The organism is Paracoccus sp. P2, assembly GCF_046335115.1.
In the GTDB taxonomy this organism is placed as follows: Bacteria; Pseudomonadota; Alphaproteobacteria; order Rhodobacterales; family Rhodobacteraceae; genus Paracoccus; species Paracoccus pantotrophus.
Genome location: NZ_JBGOSN010000011.1, coordinates 74073 through 97679, shown reverse-complemented (window position 1 = coordinate 97679; position 23607 = coordinate 74073). Strand labels below are relative to the sequence as shown.

The following is a 23607-nucleotide window of genomic DNA, read 5'->3' as shown; positions in this document are numbered from 1 at the left end:
ACAAGGTGTCGGTCCCATCATCCATGCGGTAGCAGCCGAGGGTTCGTTCATCTGAGGGGAGGAGTTGATGGAACAGTGATCGGTCCGCCGGTAATCTCGCCTCTCGGTCTGGAAATTGTGCAACAGCCGGCGTTCCTGACGGGCATTGGGGGGAAGGTTTTCCCCCTGGCCGGCACTGCGTTGCCGGCGCACCCCATCGAGCGGGGAGATCCCCGCAACGCCCCCTTTAGAGGCAGAGGGCGGGCGGGTTTGCCGTGACGGGTTGAGGGCTGGAGAGCGGGTCTCCGGCGCCCGTCGCGGAGAACCGCGATGTCGAGACATGACCGCACCCCACGCGCTGGCTCGGACCGGGCAAACCTTTACGACGAAATCACCGACAAGATCATCGCCGAGCTGGAGGCCGGACGGTTTCCCTGGGTCCAGCCATGGGGCAAGGCCACGGCCACGGCCCCGCTCGGCCTGCCGTGGAACGCCAGCACCGGCCGCAGCTATAGTGGCATCAATATCCTGATCCTCTGGGGCGCCGTGGTCCAGCACGGCTTCCCCGGTCAGGGCTGGCTCACTTACCGCCAGGCGCAGTCGCTTGGCGGTAATGTCCGCAAGGGCGAGCGCGGCACCACCGTCGTCTATGCCGATCGCTTCACGCCCGAGGACGAGAAACGGAGGGCGCGCGAGGCCGACGAGGAACCCGGCAGCATCCCGTTCCTGAAGCGGTTCACCGTGTTCAACGCCGCCCAATGCGACGGCCTTCCCGAGGATATTGCCGTCGCCATGCCACCCCCGCCGCCCGGCCTGATCGAGCCGAGGGTCGAGGCGCTTATCGGGGCCACCGGCATCGACTTCCGCATCGGCGGGGATCGCGCCTATTATGCTCCTGCCCATGACTATGTGCAGGTGCCGCCGCCACAGGCGTATTTCGAGCCGATAAACTGGCACCGCACGGCCCTGCACGAGATTTCGCACGCGAGCGGCCACCGCAGTCGGCTCGACCGCGATCTTTCCGGCTCCTTCGGGACGAAGAAATACGCCTTCGAGGAGATGATCGCGGAGATTTCAAGCGCCTTTTGCTGCGCGTCCCTTGGGATCGTGCCGACCGTTCGTCATACCGATTATGTCGGGTCGTGGCTGGAGGTGATGCGCGAAGATTCCCGCGCCATCGTGCGGGCCGCCTCGCAGGCGAGCAAGGCCGCCGATTGGATTCTGGCGCATCTGCCGGATGCGGGCGACGACACCACAACCGATGACGAGCGGGAGGCAGCGTGATGGACCGCGAGGGCCTGCGCGTCATGCTCGCGCGCATGGAAACTGCTCTGGCCGAAACCCGCGCCAACCTCGCCCGCGTGGAACAGGGTCTCAGTGACCGGGCCAAGGCCGAGACGATCCGCCAGCGCCCGAAGAAGCGGCATTATCCTCGCCACATGACCCGCTGGGCCGGAGCCGACGAGACCGCGTATCGGCGCGTCCTCGACGAGATGCTGAGCGTAACCGGCCCGGAGATCGAGCGCATCCGACGCCGGATCGCACGGCAGGACGCGGCCATCGAGGCGTTGCGCCAGAAATACGGCGTGAACGCGGAGCGGCCGCGGTTCTTCTTCTGATCGCGGCGCGGTGATCGGTGCCGGGGCGGTGAGAGGGAGAGAGGGGATGGGTTTCGTGACGGGTTGGATGCGGAGAGAGAGGCTCTCGGCGCCCGTCGCGGAGTAATCCAGATGGCCACTGCCACCCAGAACATCACCCTGTCGTCCTCGCGCGACATCCCCTTCAACAAGCTGGTGCTCAGCCAGTCCAATGTCCGGCGCGTGAAGGCCGGCGTCTCGGTCGAGGAACTGGCCGAGTCCATCGCCCGTCGCGGGCTGATCCAGTCCCTGCATGTCCGGCCCGAATTGGATGCCGATGGCAAGGAAACCGGCTTCTTCGAGGTGCCCGCCGGCGGCCGCCGCTACCGGGCGCTGGAACTGCTGGTGAAGCAGAAGCGCCTCAACAAGACCGCGCCGGTGCCTTGCATCGTCTCGGAGGCCAGTGACGACATCCTGATCGACGAGGTGTCGCTGGCCGAGAACATCGAGCGCGCGCCGCTACATCCGCTGGATCAGTTCCGCGCCTTTCAGGTGCTGCGTGAGAAGGGCATGAGCGAGGAGGAAATCGCCGCTGCCTTCTTCGTCGACGCCAAGGTGGTGAAGCAGCGTCTGCGCCTGGTCTCGGTCTCGCCCGCACTGCTCGACGTCTATGTCGAGGATGGCATGACGCTGGAACAGCTCATGGCCTTTACCGTCTCCGAGGATCACGCGCGGCAGGAACAGGTCTGGGAGGCGATCAGGGACGGTTGGCAGAAGGAGCCCTACACGATCCGGCGTCTTCTGACCGAGACCACGGTGCGCGCCTCCGACAAGCGGGCGCTCTTCGTCGGCATCGAGGCTTATGAGGCAGCGGGCGGCTATGTGCTGCGCGATCTCTTCCAGCAGGACGATGGCGGTTGGCTCCAGGACCCGGTGCTGCTCGACCGGCTGGCGGCCGAGAAGCTGAAGACCGAGGCCGAGACCATCGCCGAGGAAGGCTGGAAGTGGATCGAGATCGCCGCGGACTTCCCCTATGGCCACACCAGCGGCTTGCGCCGTCTGGCCGGCACCACCATCGACCTGACCGACGAGGAGCGTGCCGAGCGCGAGAAGCTGCGGGACGAGTTCGACGCGCTGGAGGCGGAATATGCCCAGGCCGACGAGTTTCCCGACGAGGTGGATGCGCGCCTCGGCGAGATCGAGGAAGCGCTGGACGCCCTGGAATCCCGGCCAATGGTCTACGACGCGGATCAGATGGCCCGCGCTGGTGTCTTCGTCAGCATCCGCCATGACGGCCAGCTTGCCGTCGAGCGCGGCTATGTCCGCCCCGAAGACGAGGCGGTGGAAGGCCAAGGGAGTGATGGCGCCAATGGTGCATCTGCCGAAGGCGACGAAGACGGCAGCGTCCGGCGCGCCGTCATCACCGTGGGCGGTGCTGCGCCTGAGACCGACGAGGACGAAGAGGTCGAGACCATCCGGCCGCTGCCCGATCGCCTCGTCAGCGAGCTGACCGCACATCGCACCCTGGCGCTCCGGGACGCTGTGGCGACCAACCCGCATGTGGCGATGACGGCGTTGCTGCACCGGCTGGTCACGGATTGCTTCCTGCCGCATTCCACCAAGGGGTGCCTGGAGGCCCATGTCCGGGAGGTTCACTTCCCCGCGCAGGCCGAGGATCTGGGCGAGAGCACCTCGGCGAAGTCCATCCAGGATCGGCATGAACGCTGGGGCGATCATATCCCTGCGGACGATGCGGCGCTCTGGGACTGGCTGGCCGATCAGGACGACGACACCCGGATGGAGTTGCTCGCCCATTGCGTCAGCTTCGGCGTCAACGCCCTGCACGAGAAGCCCAATCCCTATAGTGGCATGGGCGTCAGCCAGCACGGTCTCGACGTGCGCCTGTCCCAGGCCGACCGGCTGGCGCGGGCGACCGGCCTCGACATGGTGGCGGTGGGCTGGCGGCCGACCGCCGGTAACTATCTCGGCCGCGTGACCAAGCCGCGGATCATCGAGGCGGTGCGCGAAGGCGTCGGCGAAAGGGCGGCCCAGCTCATCGACCACCTGAAGAAGCGCGACATGGCGAAAGAGGCCGAGCGCCTGCTGGCCGAAACCGGCTGGCTGCCGGAACCGCTGCGCCCCACCTTGGAGACGCAGGCGTTGGATGGCGCGACCGACTCGGATGACGACGCCGCTGCGCTGCCGGCCTTCCTCGCCGGTGACGACAACGAGGACGTGGCCGAGACCGCCGACGATCCGGTGGCTCTCGCAGCTGCCGAGTGACAGCCCCCGCGTGGGGCGGCTTCGGTCGCCCCGCCTTCCATCCCTTCCACCTCAAGGCCCGGCATTCCGCCGGGCCGTTTTCGTTTCAGGAGACCAGAACCATGTCCGCTTCCCTCATCTTCGACATCGCGCCGCTCGGCTCGCTCGTCGCCTATAGCGACGGCCAGCCCAAGCCGCCCGCGCGCTTCACCAAAAAGCTGGCCGCGTGGAAATCCCGCAATGGCGTCGGCCGTCTCGTTCGCAAGGAGCCGGGCCGCGAGCGTCCGACCTATACGACCCCGCCGTCCTTCACCCTGCATGAGGGCGATTTCGGCGAAGGCGGCATTATCCTGATCACCGTCATGCGCAGTTACGGCATCGACAGCGATCTGAGCTTCCGGGTGATCGAGCGCCCCAAGATCGGTCAGGTCCGCGTCCTGCAAGACGTCGGCGAGAATGTCGAGCTGCTGCACCTCGCCGAGGATCGCGAGGCGGCCGAGCTCTGGCTGGCCAGCAAAGGATACAGCCGCGCCCGTCTCGAGGAGATCACCGCCGATGAGGTGAGCGCGGCCGCGATCGAGGGTCGTGCCGCCGCGTGACGCCTGCTTTCGACATCCATTTGGCCCGCCGTCGCAGGACGGCGGGCCGTTTTGTTTCAGGAGACAATGACCATGCTGTCCATTTCCTATCACACCCGCTGCCGCCCCGTTCCGCAAACCGTCCATGTCACTATCTATGAGCATCGTCATGGCACGAATGTTCGTGTCTTCCTCGACGCGGCCCAAGCCCAGGCATGGCGCACCCGCATCGCCAGAGAATGGTGGCACCACGAGTTCGATGACGATCCACCGCCCGAGGATGAGATCGGCGCGGAATATTTCGAGCGGATGTTGGAGCGCGACGAGTTCTTTTCGACAATGATTTGTGAGATCGAAGGCAGCCGTCACGAGTCCGCCGATCCGGCAAACTCCGTTCCGGAAACCGAGGACGGAGGCACGACATGATGACCGTCGACAAGATCTTTGCCGATGATCGCCGCAACAATCCGCCTGCAGAGCGGTCGCTTCCGTGGCAGGAAACGCGGGGCGGCGTCACCGTCGTCGTGGAACCGAAACCGCATTGGGCCGAGGACATGCGCGCCTTCCGGCTCGATGCCCGTGAATATTGCCGCTACGCTGACTGGCACGCGCATGGCGCCCGAGCACGGTTCTACGGCCATATCGACACCTTCGGCGACGATGTGATGATGAAGGCCCGCGCCATGATCGCGCGCGAAATCGCCGATGGGCTCTGGGAGGCGTGAGAGACAGAGGACGGAAGGGGTCGGGCGAGGTCCGGACAGGTGAAGAGAGCGGCATCCGGCCTCATTGTCCCCTTCCGCTCTCAGGAGACCCAGACCATGACAATGCCCACAACCGATCATCATACCGCGTCGATCGTGCCCGAGGATGACCGCGAGCGGTTTCTGCCCTCCCTTTTCGGGCTTCCGCTGCTGATCGTCGCCGAGAACGCCGTCTACAGCTTCATGGAACGTCTCAGCCCGAGCGACTACGGCGGCGGCTTCTGGAACTTCTACGAATATGCGGGCCAGCCGCTGTTCATGGCGCCGACCTCCCGGCCGCGTTTCCGGATCGACAGCCAGATCACCGAATATAGTGGTGAGGTTTCGGCCGAGGCCGCCGGGATCATCGCCACGCTCTCTACCTTCTCCCACCTGTCGTTCCGCTACGAGTCCGACCGCCTCGTCGACGGCTATCATCGGCTCTACGACTATTCGACCCGTCACCCCGAGGCGCGGGCGATCTTCGCGGCCATCGACTGACCGCCATCCGCGCTCTGCCATGCAGCGGGGCGCGTCTTTCCCATCGCTCACATCGTCCCGCCCGGCCATCGCGCCGGGCTTCATCGTTTCAGGAGGCCGATATGCCCGACTATACCATCGAAACCATGTATCACCTGCCGGTCTACCGACGTCGCACCTACCGGGCCGCAACGGTCGCGCAAGCCTGCCGCCTGGCCGTCGAGGACGAAGAATGGGCGGCTGGATCGCTCGATCACGATAGCGCCGAGGAAACCTTTGTCATCGGCATCTGGGACGGTGCGGATGCCGCCTGGTCCGGTTCCGCGCTCCCGGTTCCCGCGCAGTTCGAGGAGACGGTTCAGCGCAAGGCCGGGCATTTCGAGACCCTGCTCGGGCTTCTCAAGATGATGCTTGCCGATCTGCGCGCCGGCCGCGCCTCTTCGGAAGAATGGGTCGAGCGCGCGAAACAGGCCGTGGGGCTTGGCGAGGCGATCCTCGCCGGTGCGCGTGGTCCCGATCCGCAGGGACGGGACGGCGATCCCCGGCCGGATCGTGGCGAGGATGCACAAGAACATCTGTCACTCGCCGCTACGGCCCCCGAGCGCGATGCCGTTCTCACCGGCCTCCGGCTGTTACAGCGGGCCATCGAGACCGACAGTCTCGCGCCATTGCTTCGGGACATCCTCACCAATGGCGGCGCGCATCCCGGACTCGATCCAGACGCGATCGACACATTATGCGAGCGGCTCAACATCCAGGGCGGTCACCAGGACCGTCACTAGCCGGCGCGCGCCATCACGGCGATCGTCGCATCATCGACCATGAGGCCGCCATCGCGTTCGGCGGGCACTTCTGTTCCGCCCCCGGCCTGAAACACGATCCTGATACCTGCATGGCGGTAAGGCTGGCGCGGCGAGGCATCCGCGACGGTCTCCGGCATCCTGTCAGATGCGAAGCACCACCCCCGTTTCCATTCGCAAACCTTGGTCCTTCCGTCTCTTCGTCAATCAACCCACGAGGGGTCGGCTTACGCAAGCATGCCGCCCTCGCGGATTCGGGACACATGCCCGAACGCACGANCCCCCGTTTCCATTCGCAAACCTTGGTCCTTCCGTCTCTTCGTCAATCAACCCACGAGGGGTCGGCTTACGCAAGCATGCCGCCCTCGCGGATTCGGGACACATGCCCGAACGCACGAGGGTGATTGCAGATCCGGTCAGACACTTCGGGCGCCTGTCGCGCGGGGGATGGTCCCCCGCCTCCAAAGACAGGAGCCGGAACCCATGTCCTATGCAGATGCCACCGCCTTCGCCGCCAGCCTCGCCACCACCCTGATGGTCGAGATCGTCGTGTTTCAGGCCGGGGACGGAACCCACGGCGCTTGCCCTGCCGCCGAGTTCGACGGCGACGAGGATATGGTGGAGCTAGAACTCGATCCATGGAGCTGAGGCGCGAAAGCGCCTCCCCCGGACGGCCCCCCGTGCCCAGGCGCAGCCGGGCCTTCTTCCCGTCAATCGCCGCCGATTGCCGCTTGCGTGCCGGTCCGCATTGCGACCTCGGCTCGCATCGGAAAAAACCGGCGGCGATCACACCGATTTCGCTCCTTCAAGATGAAAGCCATTCGCCATGCTCAGCCATTTTGTCGTTTCCGTTCTGCTCTGCACGGCATCCTGCGAACCGGCCGAAATCCGGATCTGGGACGGAGACTCCATTCGCCTGGGCACAACGCAGCAAGTGGAAGCGGTTCGGATCTTCAACATCGATGCCCCCGAGATCGAGGGGCAATGCGCCTCTGAATCCGATCTCGCGCTGCAAGCGAAGATCAGGCTCGCCGACCTCCTGCATGGGCGGCGCGTTGAAATCCTGCGTCAGGGCACAGACCGCTATGGCCGGACCCTGGCGGCGATCCGCGTCGAAGGCCACGATGTCGGCGATATTCTCGTCGGCGAAGGGCTGGCTCGAACCTGGACCGGACGCCGGGAACCGTGGTGCTGATCCACCGCCACAGAAGGAGAGTGAGAGTGCGGGCCGGATTGGCCGTGACGGGTTGCAGGCGGGAGAGAGGCTTCCGCCATCCGTCGCGGAGTATTCCCCATGACCCTATCCCGCCAAACTACGTTCGCTCCCATCGGCGAAATCGTCGCGCGCGATGTGCTGCCCCGGCTGCACCGCGCCCAGAGGCTGCCCCTGCACATCTCCTGCATTGGCACCGCCCGTTACTATGGTCTCGGTGATGCCGACGGTTTCGACTGCTCGGTCGTCATCGGCGAGTGCCTATCCCCGGAAGACGCCATGACCGTCGCCAGCCAGCGCGTCGCGCGCTGCGACGTCCGCCTCAGCTTGGACGATACGCTGCGTTTCCGCCCGCGCATCATGGCCATTCAGGACAGTGACAAGGGCCTGGTTCTCGCCGGAGAGGTCCGGGCCAGGATCGTCCTCTGGCAGCAACCTGTCGCGTCCGATGCCGAGGCCCGCCGGGTCGTCACCGACGCCAGCCGGCTGCGCGGCGTGGCCTTCGCGGCATCCGGGCGCGGCGATGCGGCATCCGCCCGCGATCACCGCTACCGGGCCAGCCTGCTCGAGGCCCGGCTGGTCGATCCTTTCTGGCGCGAGACCGCCGCAGAACTTCTGCGGCTGCCGCAAGCCGCCTGATTCCTCTGCAACTTTCCTATCCACTTTGCCCGGCCTTGCGCCGGGTTTTCTCGTTTCAGGAGCCTGACATGGCCAACTATTTCACCCATTTCTCCTGCCTGCTCAATGTGGGCACGCCCGAGAACGCGGCCCGCGCGCTCGACCTCTACAATGCGCTGTCCGAGCAAAACGCCGCCGAAGACCCTCCGTCCGAGGGTTTCCTTTTGTCCATCCAGCCCGAGCATGGCGGCACGCAGCTCTGGATGCGCGACGACGAAACCGGCGATCCCGAGCATGTCATCCAGTTCGTCAAACGCTGCGCCGTTGCGTTCGGCCTGACCGGATTATGGGGATTCCAATACGCAACCACCTGCTCACAGGCGCGGGTGAACGCTTTCGGCGGCGGCGCGCATGTTCTCGATCTCGCCACCGGCGAGACCGTGGACTGGATCTTCAGCGGCAGTTGGCTGGAGATCGTCCTGGACGGAGGCGACCCCTATGCCTGAGATCATCGAAACCACGGTCTATCGGCTCGACGAGCTTTCCGACACGGCGAAGGACAAGGCCCGCGCCTGGTATCGCGACGGCGGGTTCGACTATGAGTGGTATGATGCCGTTTATGAGGATTTCCAGCGCATCGCGGAAATCCTCGGCATCCGCTTCAAGACCCGCACCGTGCGCCTTATGGGCGGCGGCTCGCGTCAGGAACCGCGCATCTTCTTCTCGGGTTTCTCGTCGCAAGGCGATGGCTTGCTTCGAGGGCTATTATTCCTACCGGAGAAACGCCACGACCGAGATCCGGTCCTATGCGCCACAGGACAGGATTCTGCATGGCATCGCCGATGCCCTTCAGAGCGTCCAGCGGCGCAATTTCTACCAGCTTCGCGCCGAGGCTACGCATCGCGGCCATTACCACCACGAGTATTGCATGGTGATCTCGGTCGAGCGCGACAGTCCGACCTGGCAGGACATGACCGCCGATGCCGAGCAAACCGTCATCGAGACGCTGCGCAATCTCGCCCGCTGGCTCTATCGCCAGCTCGAACGCGAATACGACTACCTGACCTCGGATGAGGCGGTGGATGAGACCATCACCGCCAACGAATACACCTTCACCGAGAACGGTCGCCGCTTTGGCTGATCCTGACAAGCGCCCCGCCTGACGGCCGGGCGCTAGTTTCATGCCTGCTCTCGCCACGGATTGAGAGGGAGAGAGCGGCCGGAAGGGATTGGAGCCTGTGCGGTCGAGAGAGAGCGCCGCGCGGGCTCGATCCTGTCCCGCTCTCCCGAGGAACCCCCGATGACCATGATTTCCGCATCTGCGGCGGCACAGCCCGCCGAGGCGCTTTCGCTCGACCAGGACGCCGAGACCGCAACGCACATCTTCACCGCCGCCGGCCTGCTCCTGCCGCATCTGGAGCACGGTCAGCGTGTCGATGCCATCAGGCTGCGCGGCGCGATGGAAGCGGGTTTCGGCGCTTCCGATGCCTCCGGCGCATGGACCTGGAAGACCGCCTACGATGCCTGCGAGGCGGCGACCGTGCTCTTCCTGCGCAAATACGGGAACGTGCTTTTCCGTAAAGCCGGTTCCCCCACGGCAGTCCTGCCGCAGCTCGGCAAGATTGCCGGGCTTCTGCCGACGCATACGCGCCGCTCGGAAGAAGCGCAGACCTTCCAGCAGTTCTCCACCCCGATCCCGCTCGGTTTCGCGGCGGTCACGGCGGTGGCGATCACCCCCGCCGACCGGGTGCTGGAACCTTCGGCCGGGACCGGGCTCCTCGCCATCCTGGCCGAGATCGCCGGCGGCTCCTTGCTGCTCAACGAACTCGCCGAGATGCGCGCTGGCCTCTTGTCGTCCCTCTTTCCGGCCCTTTCCGTCACCCGCTTCGACGCCGCCCAGATCGATGATCATCTCGATCCCGGCCTTGTCCCGACGGTGGTGCTGATGAATCCGCCCTTCTCGGTCATGGCCAATGTCGAGGGCCGCATGGCTGATGCCGCCTTCCGCCATGTCGCCTCGGCGCTGGCGCGCCTTGCGCCGGGCGGACGGCTCGTCACCATCAGGCACCAAGGACCGCTGCCGTGGTGCCCGTGCTTTTGTCAGGTTCCTGCGGGATCAGCGTGTGATCCCCGCCGAAGCGCCCGACCGCATTATCGCCTGCGATCCGCGCCTGGCCGAGTTCTCGGGATGGCTGTGCCGCGAACGTGGGGTCACACCCGAGACACTACGGCGTTACTTGAACGAAGCTGGTCGTTGGCTGGATCGACTTGGCAAAACCCCGAAGGATTACAACGCGGCGTCCATTCGATCAATCGTCTTGGATCAGGGCGAAGAACGCTCCAGATCATCCGTGCGCATGACGGTCACCGTGCTGCGCTCCTTCCTGCGCTTCACCATCATTCAAGGTGAATGCGCCCCGTCGCTCCTTCATGCCGTGCCACCTGCCATGAGGCGCAGATTTTCTACGGTCCCGCGCACGATCCCAACCGCGAAGATTGAAGAGATCATAGCCTCGTGTCGCACCGATACGCCGGTCGAGATACGGGATCGCGCGATTCTCCTCCTCCTCGCCCGGCTGGCCCTGCGTGCGGGGGATATCTGGCAGTTGCGTCTGTCCGATATCGACTGGCGCGCGAGCCGGTTGCGATTGCACGGCAAGGGCAGACGCGGCGTAATGATGCCGTTGCCACAGGATGCAGGCGATGCGCTACTGTCCTATATTGAGGACGCGCGCCCGGTGATCGCCACGGACAGGGTTTTTCTCCGAACCCAGGCCCCTTTCACCCCGCTGCGATCCGCCGCCGAGATCGCCGGGATCGTTTCCCGTGTCCTGAGCCGGGGAGGCTTCTCCGGTTTGCCGACCGGTTCGCATGTCTTTCGCCATTCGCTGGCATCCGCATGGTTGCGCGGCGGCGCGGATCTTGACCAGATCGGTGTCGCGCTGCGCCACAACTCGCGCGATACCACCGCGATCTATGCCAAGGTCGATGTCGGGATGTTGGCGGAAGTGGCTCAGCCATGGCCGGGGTGCGCGTCATGATGCATCACCATGTCGACCGCTTCGTCCAACTCAATCGCGCTCTTGGGAAGAAGTTCGCCGCGCAGGAGATATCCTTGCGCGCCTTCGCGGATTTTGCTGAGGAACGATCCATCACGCATCTGACGGCAGCGCTGATCCTGGAATGGGCCGGCGGAGCTGCAACGCCGGACGCCGCGCAGGCCCGGTTCGATCGTGCCCGCGCGCTGGCGGTGTTCCTGCACGCAGAAGATGCACGACACGAGATTCCGGCGATGGGCTTGCTTGGCCGTTCACGGCGGCGGCGACCGGCTCCGCATATTCTGACGCAGGACCAGATCAGTCGGATCATGCAGGAAGCGCTTCTGGTGCCCGGTCTGTCGCCGATCAGCCCGCTGACTTACCAGAACCTGTTCGGGCTGCTCGCTTCAACGGGCTTGCGGATTTCGGAGGCATTGTCCCTGCAGCGCGGCGATCTGACGGAAGACGGCCTCATGATCCGCAAGGGCAAGTTCGGCAAAACCCGTCTCGTGCCCATTCACGTCTCGACCCGCGCGGCGCTGGATCAGTATCTTGAAGCCCGCAATGGCGTGCACAAAGCAGGCGATGCGCTTTTCGTTCTGGGCCATGGCCGTCCCCCGACGGCGACGAGGGTCCATGTTGTTTTCGTGCGGATCGTGCGCAAGCTTGGCTATCGCGATCCGACAGGCCCCGGTCCCAGGCTGCACGATCTGCGCCACACCTTCGCCGTGCGATCCCTTGAGGCCTGTGGGAACAACCCGCAGGCAGTGTTGCGGCACATGAAGGCTCTGAGCACCTACCTTGGCCATGTCGATATCGCCAACACCTATTGGTACCTTGAGGCTACACCGGTTCTTCTGAAGATGATTGCGGCGACCGCCGAGGAGATCTGGATCGGAGGTGCGGCATGACCCCGCTCGCCCCCGACCTTTCAGCCTTCCTGCAAACCCATCTTCCCGATGAATGCGGCGCTAGCCGACATACCATCGCTGCCTATGCCCGCGCGTTCACCCTCTTGCTGCGGTTTGTCGCCGGGCGGCTCAAGCGAAGCCCATCGGAGCTGTTCATCGAAGACGTTGACGTTCAGATGGTCAGGGCGTTCCTCGAACATATCGAAGAGGGACGTGCCAATTCCGTCCGTTCCCGCAATGCGCGACTGGCGGCGATCAAATCTTTTTTCCGTTTCGTCGAACATCGCCATCCGGCCTGCCTTGAGCAGGCGATGATGATCCGTGCCATGCCGACCAAGCGAACAGACGCCAAGCTGATCGACTATCTTACCAAGGAAGAAGTCAGCGCCTTGCTTGCCGCACCGAACCGCTACACGCGGGGCGGATTGCGGGACCGAGCCATGCTGCATCTGGCCTATGCCGCAGGGTTGAGAGCCTCCGAACTTCTGGCTGTGCGGATGGACGACTTTCCCGACGGGTCGTTTTCCAGCGTGCGGATACTGGGCAAAGGGCGGCGCGAGCGTGTGCTGCCGCTCTGGAAAGAGACCCAAAGCGCCATTCGCGCATGGCTGGCAATCCGGCCTGGCCAAGTCGGCCCGGAACTGTTTCTGAACCGCGACGGGCGACGAATGACGCGGGACGGATTTGCGTACCGGCTCAAGCAGCATGTGGCGACGGCCGAACGCTCGACGCCGTCGATTGCCGCAAAACATGTGACCCCACATGTGCTGCGGCACAGCTGCGCCATGCACACCCTGCAGGCCACCGGCGATATCCGCAAGGTCGCGCTCTGGCTTGGCCATTCCAGCATCCAGACGACCGAGATGTATCTGCGCGCGGATCCGACCGAGAAGCTTGCGCTGCTGGAGGCGCATCACGCACCTCTTATCAAACCCGGCAAGTTTCGGGAGCCCTCGGACAAGCTGATGCAGATCCTGGCCGTCGCTGCGCAACGTTCCTGAACGCTCGGGCAATAAATGGCGTCCCGCTTTCTGCGGGGCGCTATTCCATGACATAGCCGAGAACCCGGTAACCGGTTCTTCTTTTGGCAGCCATTCTGGCGAGGACCGGAACGGAACTGTCGACATAGTCGACAACCAGAATGTCCTTCTTGCCGTCATGTCGCCGGTGCAATCTGCCGACATATTGCGCCAGCGTGCCCTTCCAGGCGATCGGCATCGTCAGGAACAGGGTGTCGAGCCGCGCATCATCGAAGCCCTCACCGATATAGCGCCCTGTCGCGAGGATCAGCCGTTCTTCATCATCGGTAACCCTCAACGCCGCATGCGCCGCCTTCCGGTCTTTTGCCGACATGCCGCCACGGAGCACAACGATGTTCCTGGCGAACCTGGAGAACCGCTGCTGGAGATAGTCGAGATGATCCTTTCGCTCGGTCAGGACGATCGGTGAGCGCTTGGCCTCCAGCGATTTCAGCACGTCATCGAAGATCAGATCATTTCGGGCCTCATTCTCCGCCAGCGCCGCATAGATTGCAGGCATGGACGGGCGCTCGGCCATGGCGAGCGCCTCCGGCAACCGGAATCTCGTGTGACGTTCCCGCGCCCGATGGGGAAGGCCACTTTCTGCAGCCTGCGATTTGGCACTCACCTGATGGCGCACCGGACCGCATTGCATGAAGATGATCGGATGATGCCCGTCCTTTCGGGCGACAGTCGCCGACAATCCGGCGACATACCGCGCCTTCGACCTGCGGGCGACGAGTTCGAAGCTTGCTGCGGACAGGTGATGGCATTCATCGACGACAAGATGGCCGTAATCGGCAACCACGTCGTCAACTTCACCCTTGCGAACGAGGCTCTGGATTAGCGCCACATCGATCACAGCGGTAGGTTTGCGTTTTCCGGCACCGATTGTGCCGATCAGCTTGGGATCGATCTGCAGGAACGAACCAAGCCGTTCGACCCACTGACTCAGCAATTCCCGGCGGTGCACCAGAACCAGCGTGTTGCGGGCACGATGTGCGATCAGCGCCGAGGCCACGACCGTCTTGCCGAAGGCGGTGGTGGCGGCGAGCACGCCGGTATCGTGTTCGGCCAATGCATCAAACGCCCGCGACTGCTGCTGGCGGAGATCACCGCGGAACCGCACAGTCTCCGGTAATGCGGTGCCTTCCTCACGCAAATCCCTCAGGTCGACTTTCGCACCGTGATCGGAGAGGAACCCGGCCACCTCGTCAAAGCAGCCACGCGGCAACGCGACGTGCCGGGGATGCAATTCTGCGCAGGACACAATGCGCGGCTTCCCGAATGTCGGCAACCGCATCGCTTGTGCGCGGTAGAATTCGGGATTCTGGAACGCGGCCAATCGTACCAGTTTGGCAATCATGGCCGATGGAAGGTCGGACCGGTCGATGTAAATCTGATCGGCAACCGTCACCTTGATGTTCTGCGGGATGGGTGCATCCAGTCGGGCCGGTGTAGTGCGGCGCGAGGGCGGCATTTTCCATGGCTCGTCAGCCTGTTCGTCTTCCACCGGCATACGTACACCCAGCACCCGCCCGGAAAGCTCCGCCGCTTCAACCAGTTCTGTCACCGCCGCCATCGTCATTCTCGGCAGGGAAGACAAATAGGCCCACTGATCGTCATATGTCCGCAGGCCAGCATCGATAAAGACGCTGTTGCCCACCTTGCGTGCGGTGTTCTGGAGCGGCAGCGCGATCAGGTTGCCGAAGCCGCCGAGCGGCATGATATCCTGATTTGGAAACAGCCGGTCATAGGACGCGAAGCCGATTTCAGGCCGCCGCTCCATCGTTTCCGTGATCAGGACGGATCCAAGCTGGCGCGCCAGACGAGCGGAGACCGGTTCGGAGAAGAAGATCCAGACATGGCCGCCGTTCCCGGATCTCGACCGCTCCAGCGCTGCAGGCACGCCCCTCACCCGACAGGTTTCGAGCAGCGCATTGGCGTCCTCGGCCCAGGACGCCTTGTCAAAATCTGCCGCGAGGAAGCAGCATGTATCGCCGGGCAGCAGCGGATAGACGCCAGCGACAAAGTCGCCGCCCCGACCATCTTCGCCGCGCAGGTGTCTTTCAATGACGCCTTCATCCGGCGGCATGAACTTCTGATGGGGGCATTCGCCGCATTTGACCTTTGGCTTGCCGCAGATGCCCTTCACCCATTCGTTGGCGCAAGCGGGCGAATATCCTGAGCGACCGGTCCTCCTGTTTTCCCATCGCACCGGAAACACGTCAGGCCGACCGGCGAACAGGCGACGGAACAGCTCGACCTTTTGGTGCGACGGAGAAGCATTCGTAACCGGGGCGTTCTCGAATGAGGATTGTCTCACTGCCGGCACGTGCTCTGCAGCGAGACGAGCCTCTAGCGCTGCAACGTCGCGCTGAAGCTGCGTTCGTTCGACATCCAGATCGGCCAGACGGGCTCGAACCCGCGCCAACTCCGCCTCAATGTCGCTTCTGTCCGCCACCTGCGATTTCCACCCAGACCTTTCCGCCCCGTCCAGCATAAAGCGCGAAAGCGGCAGGCGTAAGCAGGTCTTCCGCTGCGGCATGGCCGCCAACCGGAGAGTTCGAGGGGGAGTTCATGGGGGATGTCCTTCTGCGGTTAAGAGCAGAGGCATCATGATTATCCAAAGCGGAAACCCGAAAATGAATCACCAGAACAACAGCTTGAAACCCAGAACTCCGCATAACGGTGACGCGGCATATTATGTCCTAGACTACCTCGCCCATTCCTTCCCGGTCCAGCTCTACGAGCCGTTCACAGATTCGGAGGGCAACCTGTCCTCGCGCCCGGTCTATCGCGACGGCCAGCCGGTCGAGAGCCGCGAGGCCGTGGCCCGGCGCGACGAGATGATCGCGAGCCTTGCGAGCCTGCCGCCGGTTCCCGGCGCGCTCGACCAGATCATCCAGCATTTCGGGACCGATACGGTGGCCGAGGTGACGGGCCGGTCGCGCCGCATCGTCCGCAAACCCGGCAATGGCGTCACCATCGACCGGCTTGTCGTGGAGAACCGCGCGGGGTCGGCCAATCTGGCCGAGACACAGGCGTTCATGGACGATGCCAAGCGTGTGCTGGTCTTTTCCGATGCGGGCGGCACGGGCCGGTCGTATCACGCCGAACTGTCGGCGAAGAACACCCGGCTGCGAGTCCACTACCTGCTCGAAGCGGGCTGGAAGGCCGATGCGGCCATCCAGGGGCTCGGGCGCACCCATCGCACCAACCAGGCGCAGCCGCCGCTGTTCCGGCCGATCTCGACCAATGTGAAGGCCGAGAAGCGGTTCCTCTCGACCATTGCCCGCCGCCTCGACACGCTGGGCGCGATCACGCGCGGCCAGCGGCAGACCGGCGGCCAGGGCCTGTTCCGGCCCGAGGACAATCTGGAATCGCACTATGCGCGCGATGCGCTGCGCCAGCTCTATCTCCTGCTGGTGCGCGGCAAGGTCGAGGGTTGCAGTCTTGAGCGGTTCGAGGCCGCCACCGGATTGAAGCTGATGGACTCGAACGGTATCAAGGATGATCTGCCCGCCATCACCACTTTCCTCAACCGGCTGCTGGCGCTGACCATCGAGCTTCAGGGCGTGCTCTTCACCGCCTTCGAGCAGCTTCTGACCGCGCGGATCGAGGGCGCCATCGCCTCCGGCACCTATGACGCCGGGCTGGAAACCCTGCGCGCCGAGAGCTTCGTGGTGACGGATCGGCAAGTGATCTACACGCATCCCCGCACCGGGGCCGAGACCAGCCTGCTCACCATCACCGAGCGCAGGCGCAACCACCCGGTAACGCTCGACGCCGCCCTTGCCGAACTCGACGATCCGCGCGCGAAGCTGCTGATCAACGAGCGGTCGGGCCGAGCGGCGATGCAGATTCCGACCACCAGCGTCATGCTGGACGATGGCGAGATCGAGCGCCGCGTCCGCCTGATCCGGCCGATGGAGGCCCATAACGTCCCGGTCAGGATGATGGGCGAGACCTATTGGGTCGATGCCGACCGGAAGGTCTTCGCATCGGCCTGGGAAGCCGAAGTCGCGGAGGTGCCGGAGTTTGCGGACAGCACACTGCATATGGTGACGGGGTTGCTGCTGCCGATCTGGAAGCGGCTGCCGAACGACTCCACCCGCGTCTATCGGCTCCAGTCTGACGCGGGCGAGCGCATCATCGGCCGCAAGGTCTCCCCGGCCTGGGCCGCGAACGCGACCACGACCGGCATCGGATCGGTCACCCCCGACGACGCCTTCGCGGCGCTGATGGAGGGCCGCACGATCCTCGATCTCGCCGAGGGCCTCCAGCTTCGCCGGGTCCGCGTCATGGGGGTGAACCGCATCGAGCTTTCCGGCTTCACCGACACCATGCGCCAACGGCTGACGGCCTATGGCCTCTTCCACGAGATCATTTCCTGGAAGCTGCGCATGTTCGTGCCGGTCGATGCCAGCGGACCCGCCGTGTTGGCCAAGCTCTTCGACCGCTGGCCGGTCGAACGCATCGGCGAGCGGGAGGCTGCCTGATGCTCCGGCACGACGCATCCGAACTGGCGACCCGTCTCGGCCGAGAGGCCGAGGCGGTGTGCCGCCACTATCTGTCGTCCGGCCACCGCGCTGGGCGATACTGGCTGGTCGGCGACGTGCAGAATACGCCAGGGCGCTCCATGTTCGTCCGTCTTACCGGCCCTGCCTCGGGCAAGGGCGCGGCAGGGAAATGGACTGACGCATCGACCGGGGAGCATGGCGATCTGCTCGACGTCATCCGCGAGGCGCTTGGCCTTGTCGACTTCAAGGACGTGGCCGAGGAAGCGCGCCGTTTTCTCGCCCTCCCGCATCCCGAACCAGAGAAGACGAAGATGCCGACCGGCAGCACATCCAGCAGCGCGCCCGGTTCGCCTGAAGCGTCGCGCCGCCTCTTCACCATGGCACAGCCGATCAGCGGCACCCTTGCGGAGATCTACCTCAACGGGCGGGCGATCACCTCCCTCTCGGGCATCGCCGCGCTGCGTTACCATCCCCGGTGCTACTATAGACCTGACGGGCATTCGCCCACTGAGATCAGGCCGGCATTCGTTGCCGCCGTCACCGATCTCCACGGCCACCAGACCGGCGCGCATCGCACCTGGCTCGCCCCGGACGGGTCCGGCAAGGCGGCTGTCGAGACACCGCGGCGGGCGATGGGTGATCTTCTCGGTCATGGCGTCCGCTTCGGCACTGCCGGTGATGTGCTCGCCGCCGGCGAGGGCATCGAGACCGTGCTGTCGCCTCGCCAGGTTCTGCCCCGCATGCCGATGCTGGCGGCGCTTTCGGCCGCTCACCTCGCTTCCATCCTGTTTCCGCTGAACCTGCGCCGGCTCTATGTCGTCAGGGATCGCGACCCTGCCGGGGACGGTGCCAGAGACAGTCTCGCCGCTAGAGCAGCGAGCGTCGGGATCGAGGCGATATCGCTCACGCCGAGCGAGGGCGATTTCAACGACGATCTGCGACGCCACGGCGCCGATGCCCTCCGGGCGGCCCTGAAGGATCAGCTTCATCCCGAAGACGTCCGCCGTTTCATGGAGGGGTGAGGGCGTGATCGGTTCCGGAGGTGCGGTCCGGCTTCGCCCCCTGCCGGTTTCGCTCTCTGGCCATCGGCAGGTGCATCCATCGTTGGAGAGTCCCGCACCCACGGCCTTCGGAGAGGGCGATCGGCGCACAAACGGGACGGGCAGGCAATGCCCGCGTCCGGCTAATTTCCGCCGGCGGCTGCGCCGCCTTTGCATCGCGAAAGGCAAATTAGCCGCACCCGGCCATCGAGGCCCTCGCGGGGCGGGCGAGGGCTGCCAACCCGTCCCGCCCGTGCGCTTCGACGCCTGCGAAGGCCGCGATGGGCGCGGTCTCCAGACGAAGGACGCAACCGATGGAAAACGAAACCGAATATGCAGGACCCGAGCCGGTCCACACCTCCTCCCAGACCGATCACGCCCTCTCCGAACTCCAGCTCTACGGCTGGCATCCGTTCCAGGACGAACCCGATCCGAGGCCGCTGCCTGAGGGCAATACCGTCGCCGGTGCCGTCACCGACATCTTCGACGCCCTTGTCGCGACGCTCAGTGGCACCCGTCTCGAGCCCGATCTCGAAGAGCTGCTCTGGGGGACCGTCAATCTCTTCCATCGCGCCACCCGCCGGGTGGACCGCGATCTCGACGACAACGAGCAGGCGCAGCGCCGGATGCAGCGGGAACAGGACGGCAGCGAGGTGAAGTCGGTCGAACTCGAACGCCTCACGGCCGAGGGGCAGACCCTGATCGAGCGGCGTGCCAGCATGGAACTCTTCCGCGACCTCGCCGCCGAGGCTTTCGAGCACCACACCGGCAGCGCCTGGCGGCCGCGTTCCGGCTCGATGGTCAACCATCGCCATCTGACCGCCGCGATGATCGACAGCCGCGACTTCCTTGCCGCGAAACGCCGGGCCGAGACCGAGGTGATGCTGCCCGCCGGGCCGAAGGTGGCCGTGACCGGCGGCGCGGACTTCAACGACCACCGGCTGATCTGGGCGAGGCTCGACCAGGTCCATGCCAAGCACCCCGACATGGTGCTGCTGCACGGCGGCTCGCCGAAGGGGGCGGAACTGATCGCCTCCCGCTGGGCCGATCATCGCAAGGTGCCGCAGGTGGCCTTCCGGCCCGACTGGACGAAACACGCCAAAGCCGCGCCCTTCAAGCGTAACGATGCCATGCTGGACGTGCTGCCGGTCGGCGTCCTTGTCTTCCCCGGCACCGGGATTCAGGAGAACCTCGCCGACAAGGCCCGCAAGCTCGGTATCCCGGTCATGAAGTTCGACGGTGGCGCGTAAGCGCCGCCGTCTGGCGGCTTGCTGCCGCCGAACCTTGACAGAAAACGACGCCGGGCATTTGATGGAGCATCCTTGAAGAACCGGCGAAGCAGCATAGTCGCAGGCGGAGCGTATCTTCCGGCAGCCTGACGTGATCTCCAACCTTTCATGTGGAGGCTCCCATGACCCTGATCCTGCTCGCCATCTTGCTCACCATCATGATGTGCGTCTTCGCCTACAATCTCGCGATCTATGCCTTGCCGGTGATGGTCGCCATTTCTGCCGCCCAATATGCTTGGGGCGCCGGGGCTGGCGTTCTGCTGTCCGGTATGGCTGCGGCCGCCGCCGCCCTGCTTTCCATCGCTCTGGTGATCGTCGTCGTCGGCTTTGCCCGCAACCCCGTCCTGCGGCTGGCCGCGTTCGCTCTCTTCGCTGTGCCAGCCGTCGTCGCGGGATATGCGCTCGTCCATGGCGTCACCAAGAACATGCTTGATCCCGGCATCGGGCTGATGTTCCTTTGCGGTGCGGGCGGTCTGGTCATCGGAATTGCCGCGATGCTCAACCTCAATGCGCTGGGCGAGTCGGTGCTTTCGCGCTGAGGTGGCGGATGCGATCTGACGCGCCATGAAACCCGGCGGCCTGCGCCAACGGGCTTGGGGCGTCCGCACGATAATCAGGTGGTCATATCATCGTGGGTTTGCCTCTATCGCTGGCGGCCCGCTTCGCCCGGCGTGGAAATCTGTCATCGGGATGTCCCGACAGTCATGGCGGTCAATCCTTGCTGCATCTGCACATCGCTCCAGGAAGCAGCCACGAACACCTTCAATGCTGGTTCTCGCAACGCTGCGGGACCGGGCCTTGCGCTGTCGAAGCCCGAGCGGAGCCCTGCCGCACCCGGAAGCCCGATAGCCCCTTCGTTCTCATCCCACATGACATAGCCTTCCGGCGGCAAGCGCGGACAGGCCGGGAATAGAAGGCGGGTGGACAGGTCCTGTGCCGGGCGGTTCCGGTTCAGGGGTCTGACGGGTCGCTGTTACCGGCAATGGCGATGGAAATGGCTTTGCATCTCCGTTTCGCTCCTGAAGGCACCAATCCCTCCGACTGACTGATCCCCTAAGTCCGTTCGGTTTCCACCAGCAACCCCCGCGGCTCCCAGCCGTGTTGCCGCGCAGAACGCGGCTGCCCGCCCCACCTGGGGCCTTGGGGGCAAGCTGCCGCGGGGCGGCAGTTGCGGGAGTCTCCCGACGGCCTTGGCCGGGTCTCGTCGGAGGGACGGTCCCTCCGAGGAAGCAACGGAGAATACCCATGCAGAACATCGTCATCCTCGCCGGCAACATCGGTCAGGCCCCCGAAACCCGCACCACCCAGGGCGGCACCGGCATCACCCACTTCACCCTGGCCACCTCGCGCCCCCGCTACTCGGAAGGCCGCGTCGTCCGCGACGAGAACGGCTATCGGGTCCAGGACACGGAATGGCACCGCATCACCTGCTTCAACGGCCTCGGCAAGACGGTCCAGCAGTATTGCGAGAAGGGCATGAAGGTTCTGGTTCGCGGCCGCATCCACTACTCGAAGTGGACCGACTCCGCGGGCGTTGACCGCTACGGCTGCGAGATCATCGCCGAGACGGTCGATTTCTTGAGCCGGGCAAAGCAGACCGAGAACGACGACGGCAAGTTCATCGATGACGATGACATCCCGTTCTGAGCGGGGCGCCCGGATCCCGGCGGCACAGGCCGCCGGGCTTTCTCGTGGTTGCGCTGATCACTCCCGCAAAAGGCTCCCTGGTTGGACAGACCGGCCACCACGACTGATGAAAAAGCACAGAGCCCTCAGGCGACCGAATCAGATACGGGTAGCTCAAAGAAGATTTCGCGAAATAAGGGGTTATCGCGCAGAAACTGATTGGCACACTACCATAGAGCGACTAAAATAGTCGTAGTTCTGGAGTGCGTGCAGGTCCGAATGGGAGGTGATCATGTATGATCACCGCCCGACAGTCACGGGCCGCGCGTGCGTTGCTGGGTTGGACACAGGAGACGCTCGCTGACAAGGCCCGCGTATCGCTTACCGCGCTCAAGCGCCTCGAATCCGAGAACGGACTCGAGGTCTATGAATCCACGCGCGACGAAGTTCGCCGCGCGCTTGAAGCCGCCGGGATCGTTCTGCTGGCCACCGACAAGGGCGAAGGTGTGCTGCTTCTTCACGAAGGCAGCAACGCGCAACAGTGATGTCGCGGCCGCCGTGACGGCCCGTGCTCGCCCAAAAGGGATAGCCATCTCCCATCGGAGATGGTTAACAAAACCGTTACCGACGGCGATGAGAAACTGATGGGGCAAACAATTCAGGCGTTACTGGACAAACCACCGCAGGGCGACACGCTCACATCCTATGATCGCGAGCATATGAAGCTCTATATGCGGCTGCTTGATGCCGAGCGCGACGGTGCCGACTGGCGCGAAGCGGTGCGGATTCTGTTCGGGCTCGATCCCGACCGCGATCCCGTGCAATGCCGCGCGATCCATGACGCCCACCTCGCCCGCGCGCATTGGATGACCGAACAGGGCTATCGCGACCTGGTCCGCGAAAGCCAGCGCAAGTCCTGACCGTGATGCGTGCCGCGTAACACCTGTCAACCCGTACCTGCCTTCCAGAACTCAACCCGAGCGGGAATCCTGAGGCGTCCAAATTCCCTGGAAAAGACTCGGGAGGCAGTGATGACCCCTGACGCATCGACCTGGCGTTCTTCGGCGGAATACGACCATCTGGATGCGCTGACGGCATCCGACCTCGCATGGGAATGGCTTCGCCGCAACGACGCCTATGACGCCGATTTTGAAGCCTCGCTTGCTGGCCATGGAGACCCCGAACCGCTGACCGAACACATCCGGCAGCGGTGGGGGTTGCGATTTCCCCGTCGACCCCCAAACTCCTTCGTCTGACGCCCCTGTCCTCTGGATGCCGCAAGAGGACACCAGCTCGATCCTGTTGGCGCCAGCCCCGCCGGTACTCGAAGACAGCCTCGGTCACGTCCCGGCCATCTGGCGCGTTCACCTTCCAGCAGACGGCGCCGACGGCGATTTCCGCTTCGATCTTGGCAACGGGCAGACGCTCCAGATCCTCGACGGCGCTGTTAGCGGCGAAGCGATCGCGGTCGCCGTGGTTCCGCTCGGTCTCGACGGTTTCGACCGGATCGAAGCGATCCGCCGCTTCCTCTCGGCCCTGCATGGCCGTGCCATCCCGCCCGACACGCGCCTGACCCGGCAGCAACGCGCACGTCTCCAACGGATGCTGCGAGCCTTCGATGGGTACAGGGCCGGTGCCACGCAGCAGGAAATCGCGCAGGTCATCCTGAACACCGAGCGTCTCGACCGCGAGGAATGGCAGGCGTCCTCGGCCCGCCACACGATCAAGGCGCTCCTGCGCGATGCCCGCGCCATGGTCGCTGGCGGCTATCGAAAACTCCTGCGTCATCGCCACCCAGGATAGCGCAACATCCCGCGCCCGATGGTGGGCGATTTCGATACCCCCCATCTTCGCCCTGCACCTCGCCGCTTCTTCTTCGCCACCGTGGTCCTTGTCCGCCGCTGATCCGCA

Annotated in this window: 25 protein-coding genes and 3 pseudogenes; 26 read left to right on the top strand and 2 right to left on the bottom strand. The window is 64.6% G+C overall.

Annotated features, from left to right (window positions below; translation table 11 throughout):
• The first annotated feature begins 309 nt into the window (after nucleotides 1-309).
• The 8 genes from ACDP63_RS09505 (at nucleotide 310) to ACDP63_RS09470 (ending at nucleotide 6401) form a co-directional block, all read left to right on the top strand.
• Complete coding sequence (locus ACDP63_RS09505; RefSeq protein ID WP_409927982.1) at nucleotides 310-1263, top strand: ArdC family protein; 954 nt, start codon at nucleotides 310-312, stop codon at nucleotides 1261-1263.
• Nucleotides 1263-1598 carry a hypothetical protein gene (locus tag ACDP63_RS09500; RefSeq protein WP_409927981.1) on the top strand — a complete coding sequence of 112 codons (336 nt, stop codon included), beginning with the start codon at nucleotides 1263-1265 and terminating at the stop codon, nucleotides 1596-1598. Before ACDP63_RS09505 ends, ACDP63_RS09500 begins: the two co-directional genes overlap by 1 nt.
• 111 nt (nucleotides 1599-1709) lie before the next feature.
• Nucleotides 1710-3839 (top strand): ParB N-terminal domain-containing protein, encoded by a 2130-nt coding sequence (locus ACDP63_RS09495; protein WP_409927980.1) that lies wholly within the window; start codon nucleotides 1710-1712, stop codon nucleotides 3837-3839.
• Nucleotides 3840-3940: 101 nt separating this feature from the next.
• Nucleotides 3941-4417, top strand: coding sequence for a hypothetical protein (locus ACDP63_RS09490; RefSeq protein ID WP_409927979.1), 477 nt, complete (start codon nucleotides 3941-3943; stop codon nucleotides 4415-4417).
• Between the two features lie 66 nt (nucleotides 4418-4483).
• Nucleotides 4484-4822, top strand: a complete 339-nt coding sequence (locus tag ACDP63_RS09485) for a hypothetical protein (protein WP_409927978.1) — start codon at nucleotides 4484-4486, stop codon at nucleotides 4820-4822.
• Entirely contained in the window at nucleotides 4819-5121 is a 303-nt protein-coding gene (locus ACDP63_RS09480; RefSeq protein ID WP_409927977.1) for a hypothetical protein, read from the top strand. The genes ACDP63_RS09485 and ACDP63_RS09480 overlap by 4 nt, the downstream gene beginning before the upstream one ends.
• Nucleotides 5122-5217: 96 nt before the next feature.
• A complete protein-coding gene (locus tag ACDP63_RS09475; protein WP_409927976.1) occupies nucleotides 5218-5640 on the top strand; it encodes an antirestriction protein in 423 nt (140 codons plus the stop codon).
• Between the two features lie 101 nt (nucleotides 5641-5741).
• Entirely contained in the window at nucleotides 5742-6401 is a 660-nt protein-coding gene (locus ACDP63_RS09470; protein ID WP_409927975.1) for a hypothetical protein, read from the top strand.
• Here ACDP63_RS09470 and ACDP63_RS09465 read toward each other — a convergent pair.
• Complete coding sequence (locus ACDP63_RS09465; protein WP_409927974.1) at nucleotides 6398-6559, bottom strand: hypothetical protein; 162 nt, start codon at nucleotides 6557-6559, stop codon at nucleotides 6398-6400. The two genes, ACDP63_RS09470 and ACDP63_RS09465, sit on opposite strands and share 4 nt — an antisense overlap.
• A 343-nt stretch (nucleotides 6560-6902) precedes the next feature.
• On the opposite strand from ACDP63_RS09465, the gene ACDP63_RS09460 reads away from it, so the two are divergent.
• The 9 genes and pseudogenes from ACDP63_RS09460 to ACDP63_RS09420 all read left to right on the top strand — a co-directional run bounded on the left by ACDP63_RS09460 (nucleotide 6903) and on the right by ACDP63_RS09420 (nucleotide 13200).
• Complete coding sequence (locus ACDP63_RS09460) at nucleotides 6903-7067, top strand: hypothetical protein (RefSeq protein ID WP_254691898.1); 165 nt, start codon at nucleotides 6903-6905, stop codon at nucleotides 7065-7067.
• 178 nt (nucleotides 7068-7245) lie between these two features.
• A complete protein-coding gene (locus tag ACDP63_RS09455) occupies nucleotides 7246-7614 on the top strand; it encodes a thermonuclease family protein (RefSeq protein ID WP_409927973.1) in 369 nt (122 codons plus the stop codon).
• A gap of 99 nt (nucleotides 7615-7713) precedes the next feature.
• Entirely contained in the window at nucleotides 7714-8271 is a 558-nt protein-coding gene (locus ACDP63_RS09450) for a hypothetical protein (protein ID WP_409927972.1), read from the top strand.
• 68 nt (nucleotides 8272-8339) lie between these two features.
• Nucleotides 8340-8756: a hypothetical protein gene (locus ACDP63_RS09445; RefSeq protein ID WP_409927971.1), complete on the top strand. Its 417-nt coding sequence runs from the start codon at nucleotides 8340-8342 to the stop codon at nucleotides 8754-8756.
• Nucleotides 8749-9391, top strand: a pseudogene (locus tag ACDP63_RS09440) (antitoxin of toxin-antitoxin stability system). Before ACDP63_RS09445 ends, ACDP63_RS09440 begins: the two are co-directional and overlap by 8 nt.
• 159 nt (nucleotides 9392-9550) lie before the next feature.
• A pseudogene (locus ACDP63_RS09435) lies at nucleotides 9551-10348 on the top strand (methylase); the annotation flags it as partial.
• A gap of 259 nt (nucleotides 10349-10607) precedes the next feature.
• Entirely contained in the window at nucleotides 10608-11291 is a 684-nt protein-coding gene (locus ACDP63_RS09430; RefSeq protein WP_409927970.1) for a tyrosine-type recombinase/integrase, read from the top strand.
• The gene (locus tag ACDP63_RS09425; protein ID WP_409927969.1) at nucleotides 11270-12199 is read left to right on the top strand and encodes a tyrosine-type recombinase/integrase; all 930 of its coding nucleotides are present in this window, start codon (nucleotides 11270-11272) and stop codon (nucleotides 12197-12199) included. The genes ACDP63_RS09430 and ACDP63_RS09425 overlap by 22 nt, the downstream gene beginning before the upstream one ends.
• Nucleotides 12196-13200: a tyrosine-type recombinase/integrase gene (locus ACDP63_RS09420; RefSeq protein ID WP_409927968.1), complete on the top strand. Its 1005-nt coding sequence runs from the start codon at nucleotides 12196-12198 to the stop codon at nucleotides 13198-13200. The genes ACDP63_RS09425 and ACDP63_RS09420 overlap by 4 nt, the downstream gene beginning before the upstream one ends.
• Before the next feature lie 40 nt (nucleotides 13201-13240).
• Here ACDP63_RS09420 and ACDP63_RS09415 read toward each other — a convergent pair whose 3' ends face one another.
• Entirely contained in the window at nucleotides 13241-15766 is a 2526-nt protein-coding gene (locus ACDP63_RS09415; protein ID WP_409927967.1) for a TOTE conflict system archaeo-eukaryotic primase domain-containing protein, read from the bottom strand.
• Between the two features lie 157 nt (nucleotides 15767-15923).
• Here ACDP63_RS09415 and ACDP63_RS09410 point away from each other — a divergent pair.
• The 9 genes and pseudogenes from ACDP63_RS09410 to ACDP63_RS09370 all read left to right on the top strand — a co-directional run.
• Nucleotides 15924-17720 (top strand): annotated as a pseudogene (locus ACDP63_RS09410) (strawberry notch C-terminal domain-containing protein); the annotation flags it as partial.
• A complete protein-coding gene (locus tag ACDP63_RS09405; RefSeq protein WP_409927966.1) occupies nucleotides 17720-18763 on the top strand; it encodes a toprim domain-containing protein in 1044 nt (347 codons plus the stop codon). The pseudogene ACDP63_RS09410 and the gene ACDP63_RS09405, both read left to right, overlap by 1 nt.
• A 332-nt stretch (nucleotides 18764-19095) precedes the next feature.
• Entirely contained in the window at nucleotides 19096-20031 is a 936-nt protein-coding gene (locus tag ACDP63_RS09400) for a DUF2493 domain-containing protein (RefSeq protein WP_409928007.1), read from the top strand.
• A 161-nt stretch (nucleotides 20032-20192) separates the two neighbouring features.
• Nucleotides 20193-20609 (top strand): hypothetical protein, encoded by a 417-nt coding sequence (locus ACDP63_RS09395; protein WP_409927965.1) that lies wholly within the window; start codon nucleotides 20193-20195, stop codon nucleotides 20607-20609.
• Between the two features lie 706 nt (nucleotides 20610-21315).
• Nucleotides 21316-21717, top strand: coding sequence for a single-stranded DNA-binding protein (locus ACDP63_RS09390; RefSeq protein ID WP_409927964.1), 402 nt, complete (start codon nucleotides 21316-21318; stop codon nucleotides 21715-21717).
• Nucleotides 21718-21992: 275 nt separating this feature from the next.
• Complete coding sequence (locus ACDP63_RS09385) at nucleotides 21993-22241, top strand: helix-turn-helix domain-containing protein (protein WP_409927963.1); 249 nt, start codon at nucleotides 21993-21995, stop codon at nucleotides 22239-22241.
• A 99-nt stretch (nucleotides 22242-22340) separates the two neighbouring features.
• Complete coding sequence (locus tag ACDP63_RS09380; protein ID WP_409927962.1) at nucleotides 22341-22616, top strand: DNA -binding domain-containing protein; 276 nt, start codon at nucleotides 22341-22343, stop codon at nucleotides 22614-22616.
• A 111-nt stretch (nucleotides 22617-22727) separates the two neighbouring features.
• Nucleotides 22728-22952, top strand: a complete 225-nt coding sequence (locus ACDP63_RS09375; protein WP_409927961.1) for a transcriptional regulator domain-containing protein — start codon at nucleotides 22728-22730, stop codon at nucleotides 22950-22952.
• Nucleotides 22953-22968: 16 nt separating this feature from the next.
• The gene (locus ACDP63_RS09370; RefSeq protein ID WP_409927960.1) at nucleotides 22969-23499 is read left to right on the top strand and encodes a DUF2285 domain-containing protein; all 531 of its coding nucleotides are present in this window, start codon (nucleotides 22969-22971) and stop codon (nucleotides 23497-23499) included.
• The last annotated feature ends 108 nt before the right edge of the window (nucleotides 23500-23607 follow it).

Coding starts and splice junctions, on each gene's coding strand:
- ACDP63_RS09505 (WP_409927982.1), top strand. CDS start 310: ATGTCGAGACATGACCGCACCCCACGCGCTGGCTCGGACCGGGCAAAC.
- ACDP63_RS09500 (WP_409927981.1), top strand. CDS start 1,263: ATGGACCGCGAGGGCCTGCGCGTCATGCTCGCGCGCATGGAAACTGCT.
- ACDP63_RS09495 (WP_409927980.1), top strand. CDS start 1,710: ATGGCCACTGCCACCCAGAACATCACCCTGTCGTCCTCGCGCGACATC.
- ACDP63_RS09490 (WP_409927979.1), top strand. CDS start 3,941: ATGTCCGCTTCCCTCATCTTCGACATCGCGCCGCTCGGCTCGCTCGTC.
- ACDP63_RS09485 (WP_409927978.1), top strand. CDS start 4,484: ATGACCATGCTGTCCATTTCCTATCACACCCGCTGCCGCCCCGTTCCG.
- ACDP63_RS09480 (WP_409927977.1), top strand. CDS start 4,819: ATGATGACCGTCGACAAGATCTTTGCCGATGATCGCCGCAACAATCCG.
- ACDP63_RS09475 (WP_409927976.1), top strand. CDS start 5,218: ATGACAATGCCCACAACCGATCATCATACCGCGTCGATCGTGCCCGAG.
- ACDP63_RS09470 (WP_409927975.1), top strand. CDS start 5,742: ATGCCCGACTATACCATCGAAACCATGTATCACCTGCCGGTCTACCGA.
- ACDP63_RS09465 (WP_409927974.1), bottom strand. CDS start 6,559: ATGCCGGAGACCGTCGCGGATGCCTCGCCGCGCCAGCCTTACCGCCAT.
- ACDP63_RS09460 (WP_254691898.1), top strand. CDS start 6,903: ATGTCCTATGCAGATGCCACCGCCTTCGCCGCCAGCCTCGCCACCACC.
- ACDP63_RS09455 (WP_409927973.1), top strand. CDS start 7,246: ATGCTCAGCCATTTTGTCGTTTCCGTTCTGCTCTGCACGGCATCCTGC.
- ACDP63_RS09450 (WP_409927972.1), top strand. CDS start 7,714: ATGACCCTATCCCGCCAAACTACGTTCGCTCCCATCGGCGAAATCGTC.
- ACDP63_RS09445 (WP_409927971.1), top strand. CDS start 8,340: ATGGCCAACTATTTCACCCATTTCTCCTGCCTGCTCAATGTGGGCACG.
- ACDP63_RS09430 (WP_409927970.1), top strand. CDS start 10,608: ATGACGGTCACCGTGCTGCGCTCCTTCCTGCGCTTCACCATCATTCAA.
- ACDP63_RS09425 (WP_409927969.1), top strand. CDS start 11,270: ATGGCCGGGGTGCGCGTCATGATGCATCACCATGTCGACCGCTTCGTC.
- ACDP63_RS09420 (WP_409927968.1), top strand. CDS start 12,196: ATGACCCCGCTCGCCCCCGACCTTTCAGCCTTCCTGCAAACCCATCTT.
- ACDP63_RS09415 (WP_409927967.1), bottom strand. CDS start 15,766: ATGCCGCAGCGGAAGACCTGCTTACGCCTGCCGCTTTCGCGCTTTATG.
- ACDP63_RS09405 (WP_409927966.1), top strand. CDS start 17,720: ATGCTCCGGCACGACGCATCCGAACTGGCGACCCGTCTCGGCCGAGAG.
- ACDP63_RS09400 (WP_409928007.1), top strand. CDS start 19,096: ATGGAAAACGAAACCGAATATGCAGGACCCGAGCCGGTCCACACCTCC.
- ACDP63_RS09395 (WP_409927965.1), top strand. CDS start 20,193: ATGACCCTGATCCTGCTCGCCATCTTGCTCACCATCATGATGTGCGTC.
- ACDP63_RS09390 (WP_409927964.1), top strand. CDS start 21,316: ATGCAGAACATCGTCATCCTCGCCGGCAACATCGGTCAGGCCCCCGAA.
- ACDP63_RS09385 (WP_409927963.1), top strand. CDS start 21,993: ATGATCACCGCCCGACAGTCACGGGCCGCGCGTGCGTTGCTGGGTTGG.
- ACDP63_RS09380 (WP_409927962.1), top strand. CDS start 22,341: ATGGGGCAAACAATTCAGGCGTTACTGGACAAACCACCGCAGGGCGAC.
- ACDP63_RS09375 (WP_409927961.1), top strand. CDS start 22,728: ATGACCCCTGACGCATCGACCTGGCGTTCTTCGGCGGAATACGACCAT.
- ACDP63_RS09370 (WP_409927960.1), top strand. CDS start 22,969: ATGCCGCAAGAGGACACCAGCTCGATCCTGTTGGCGCCAGCCCCGCCG.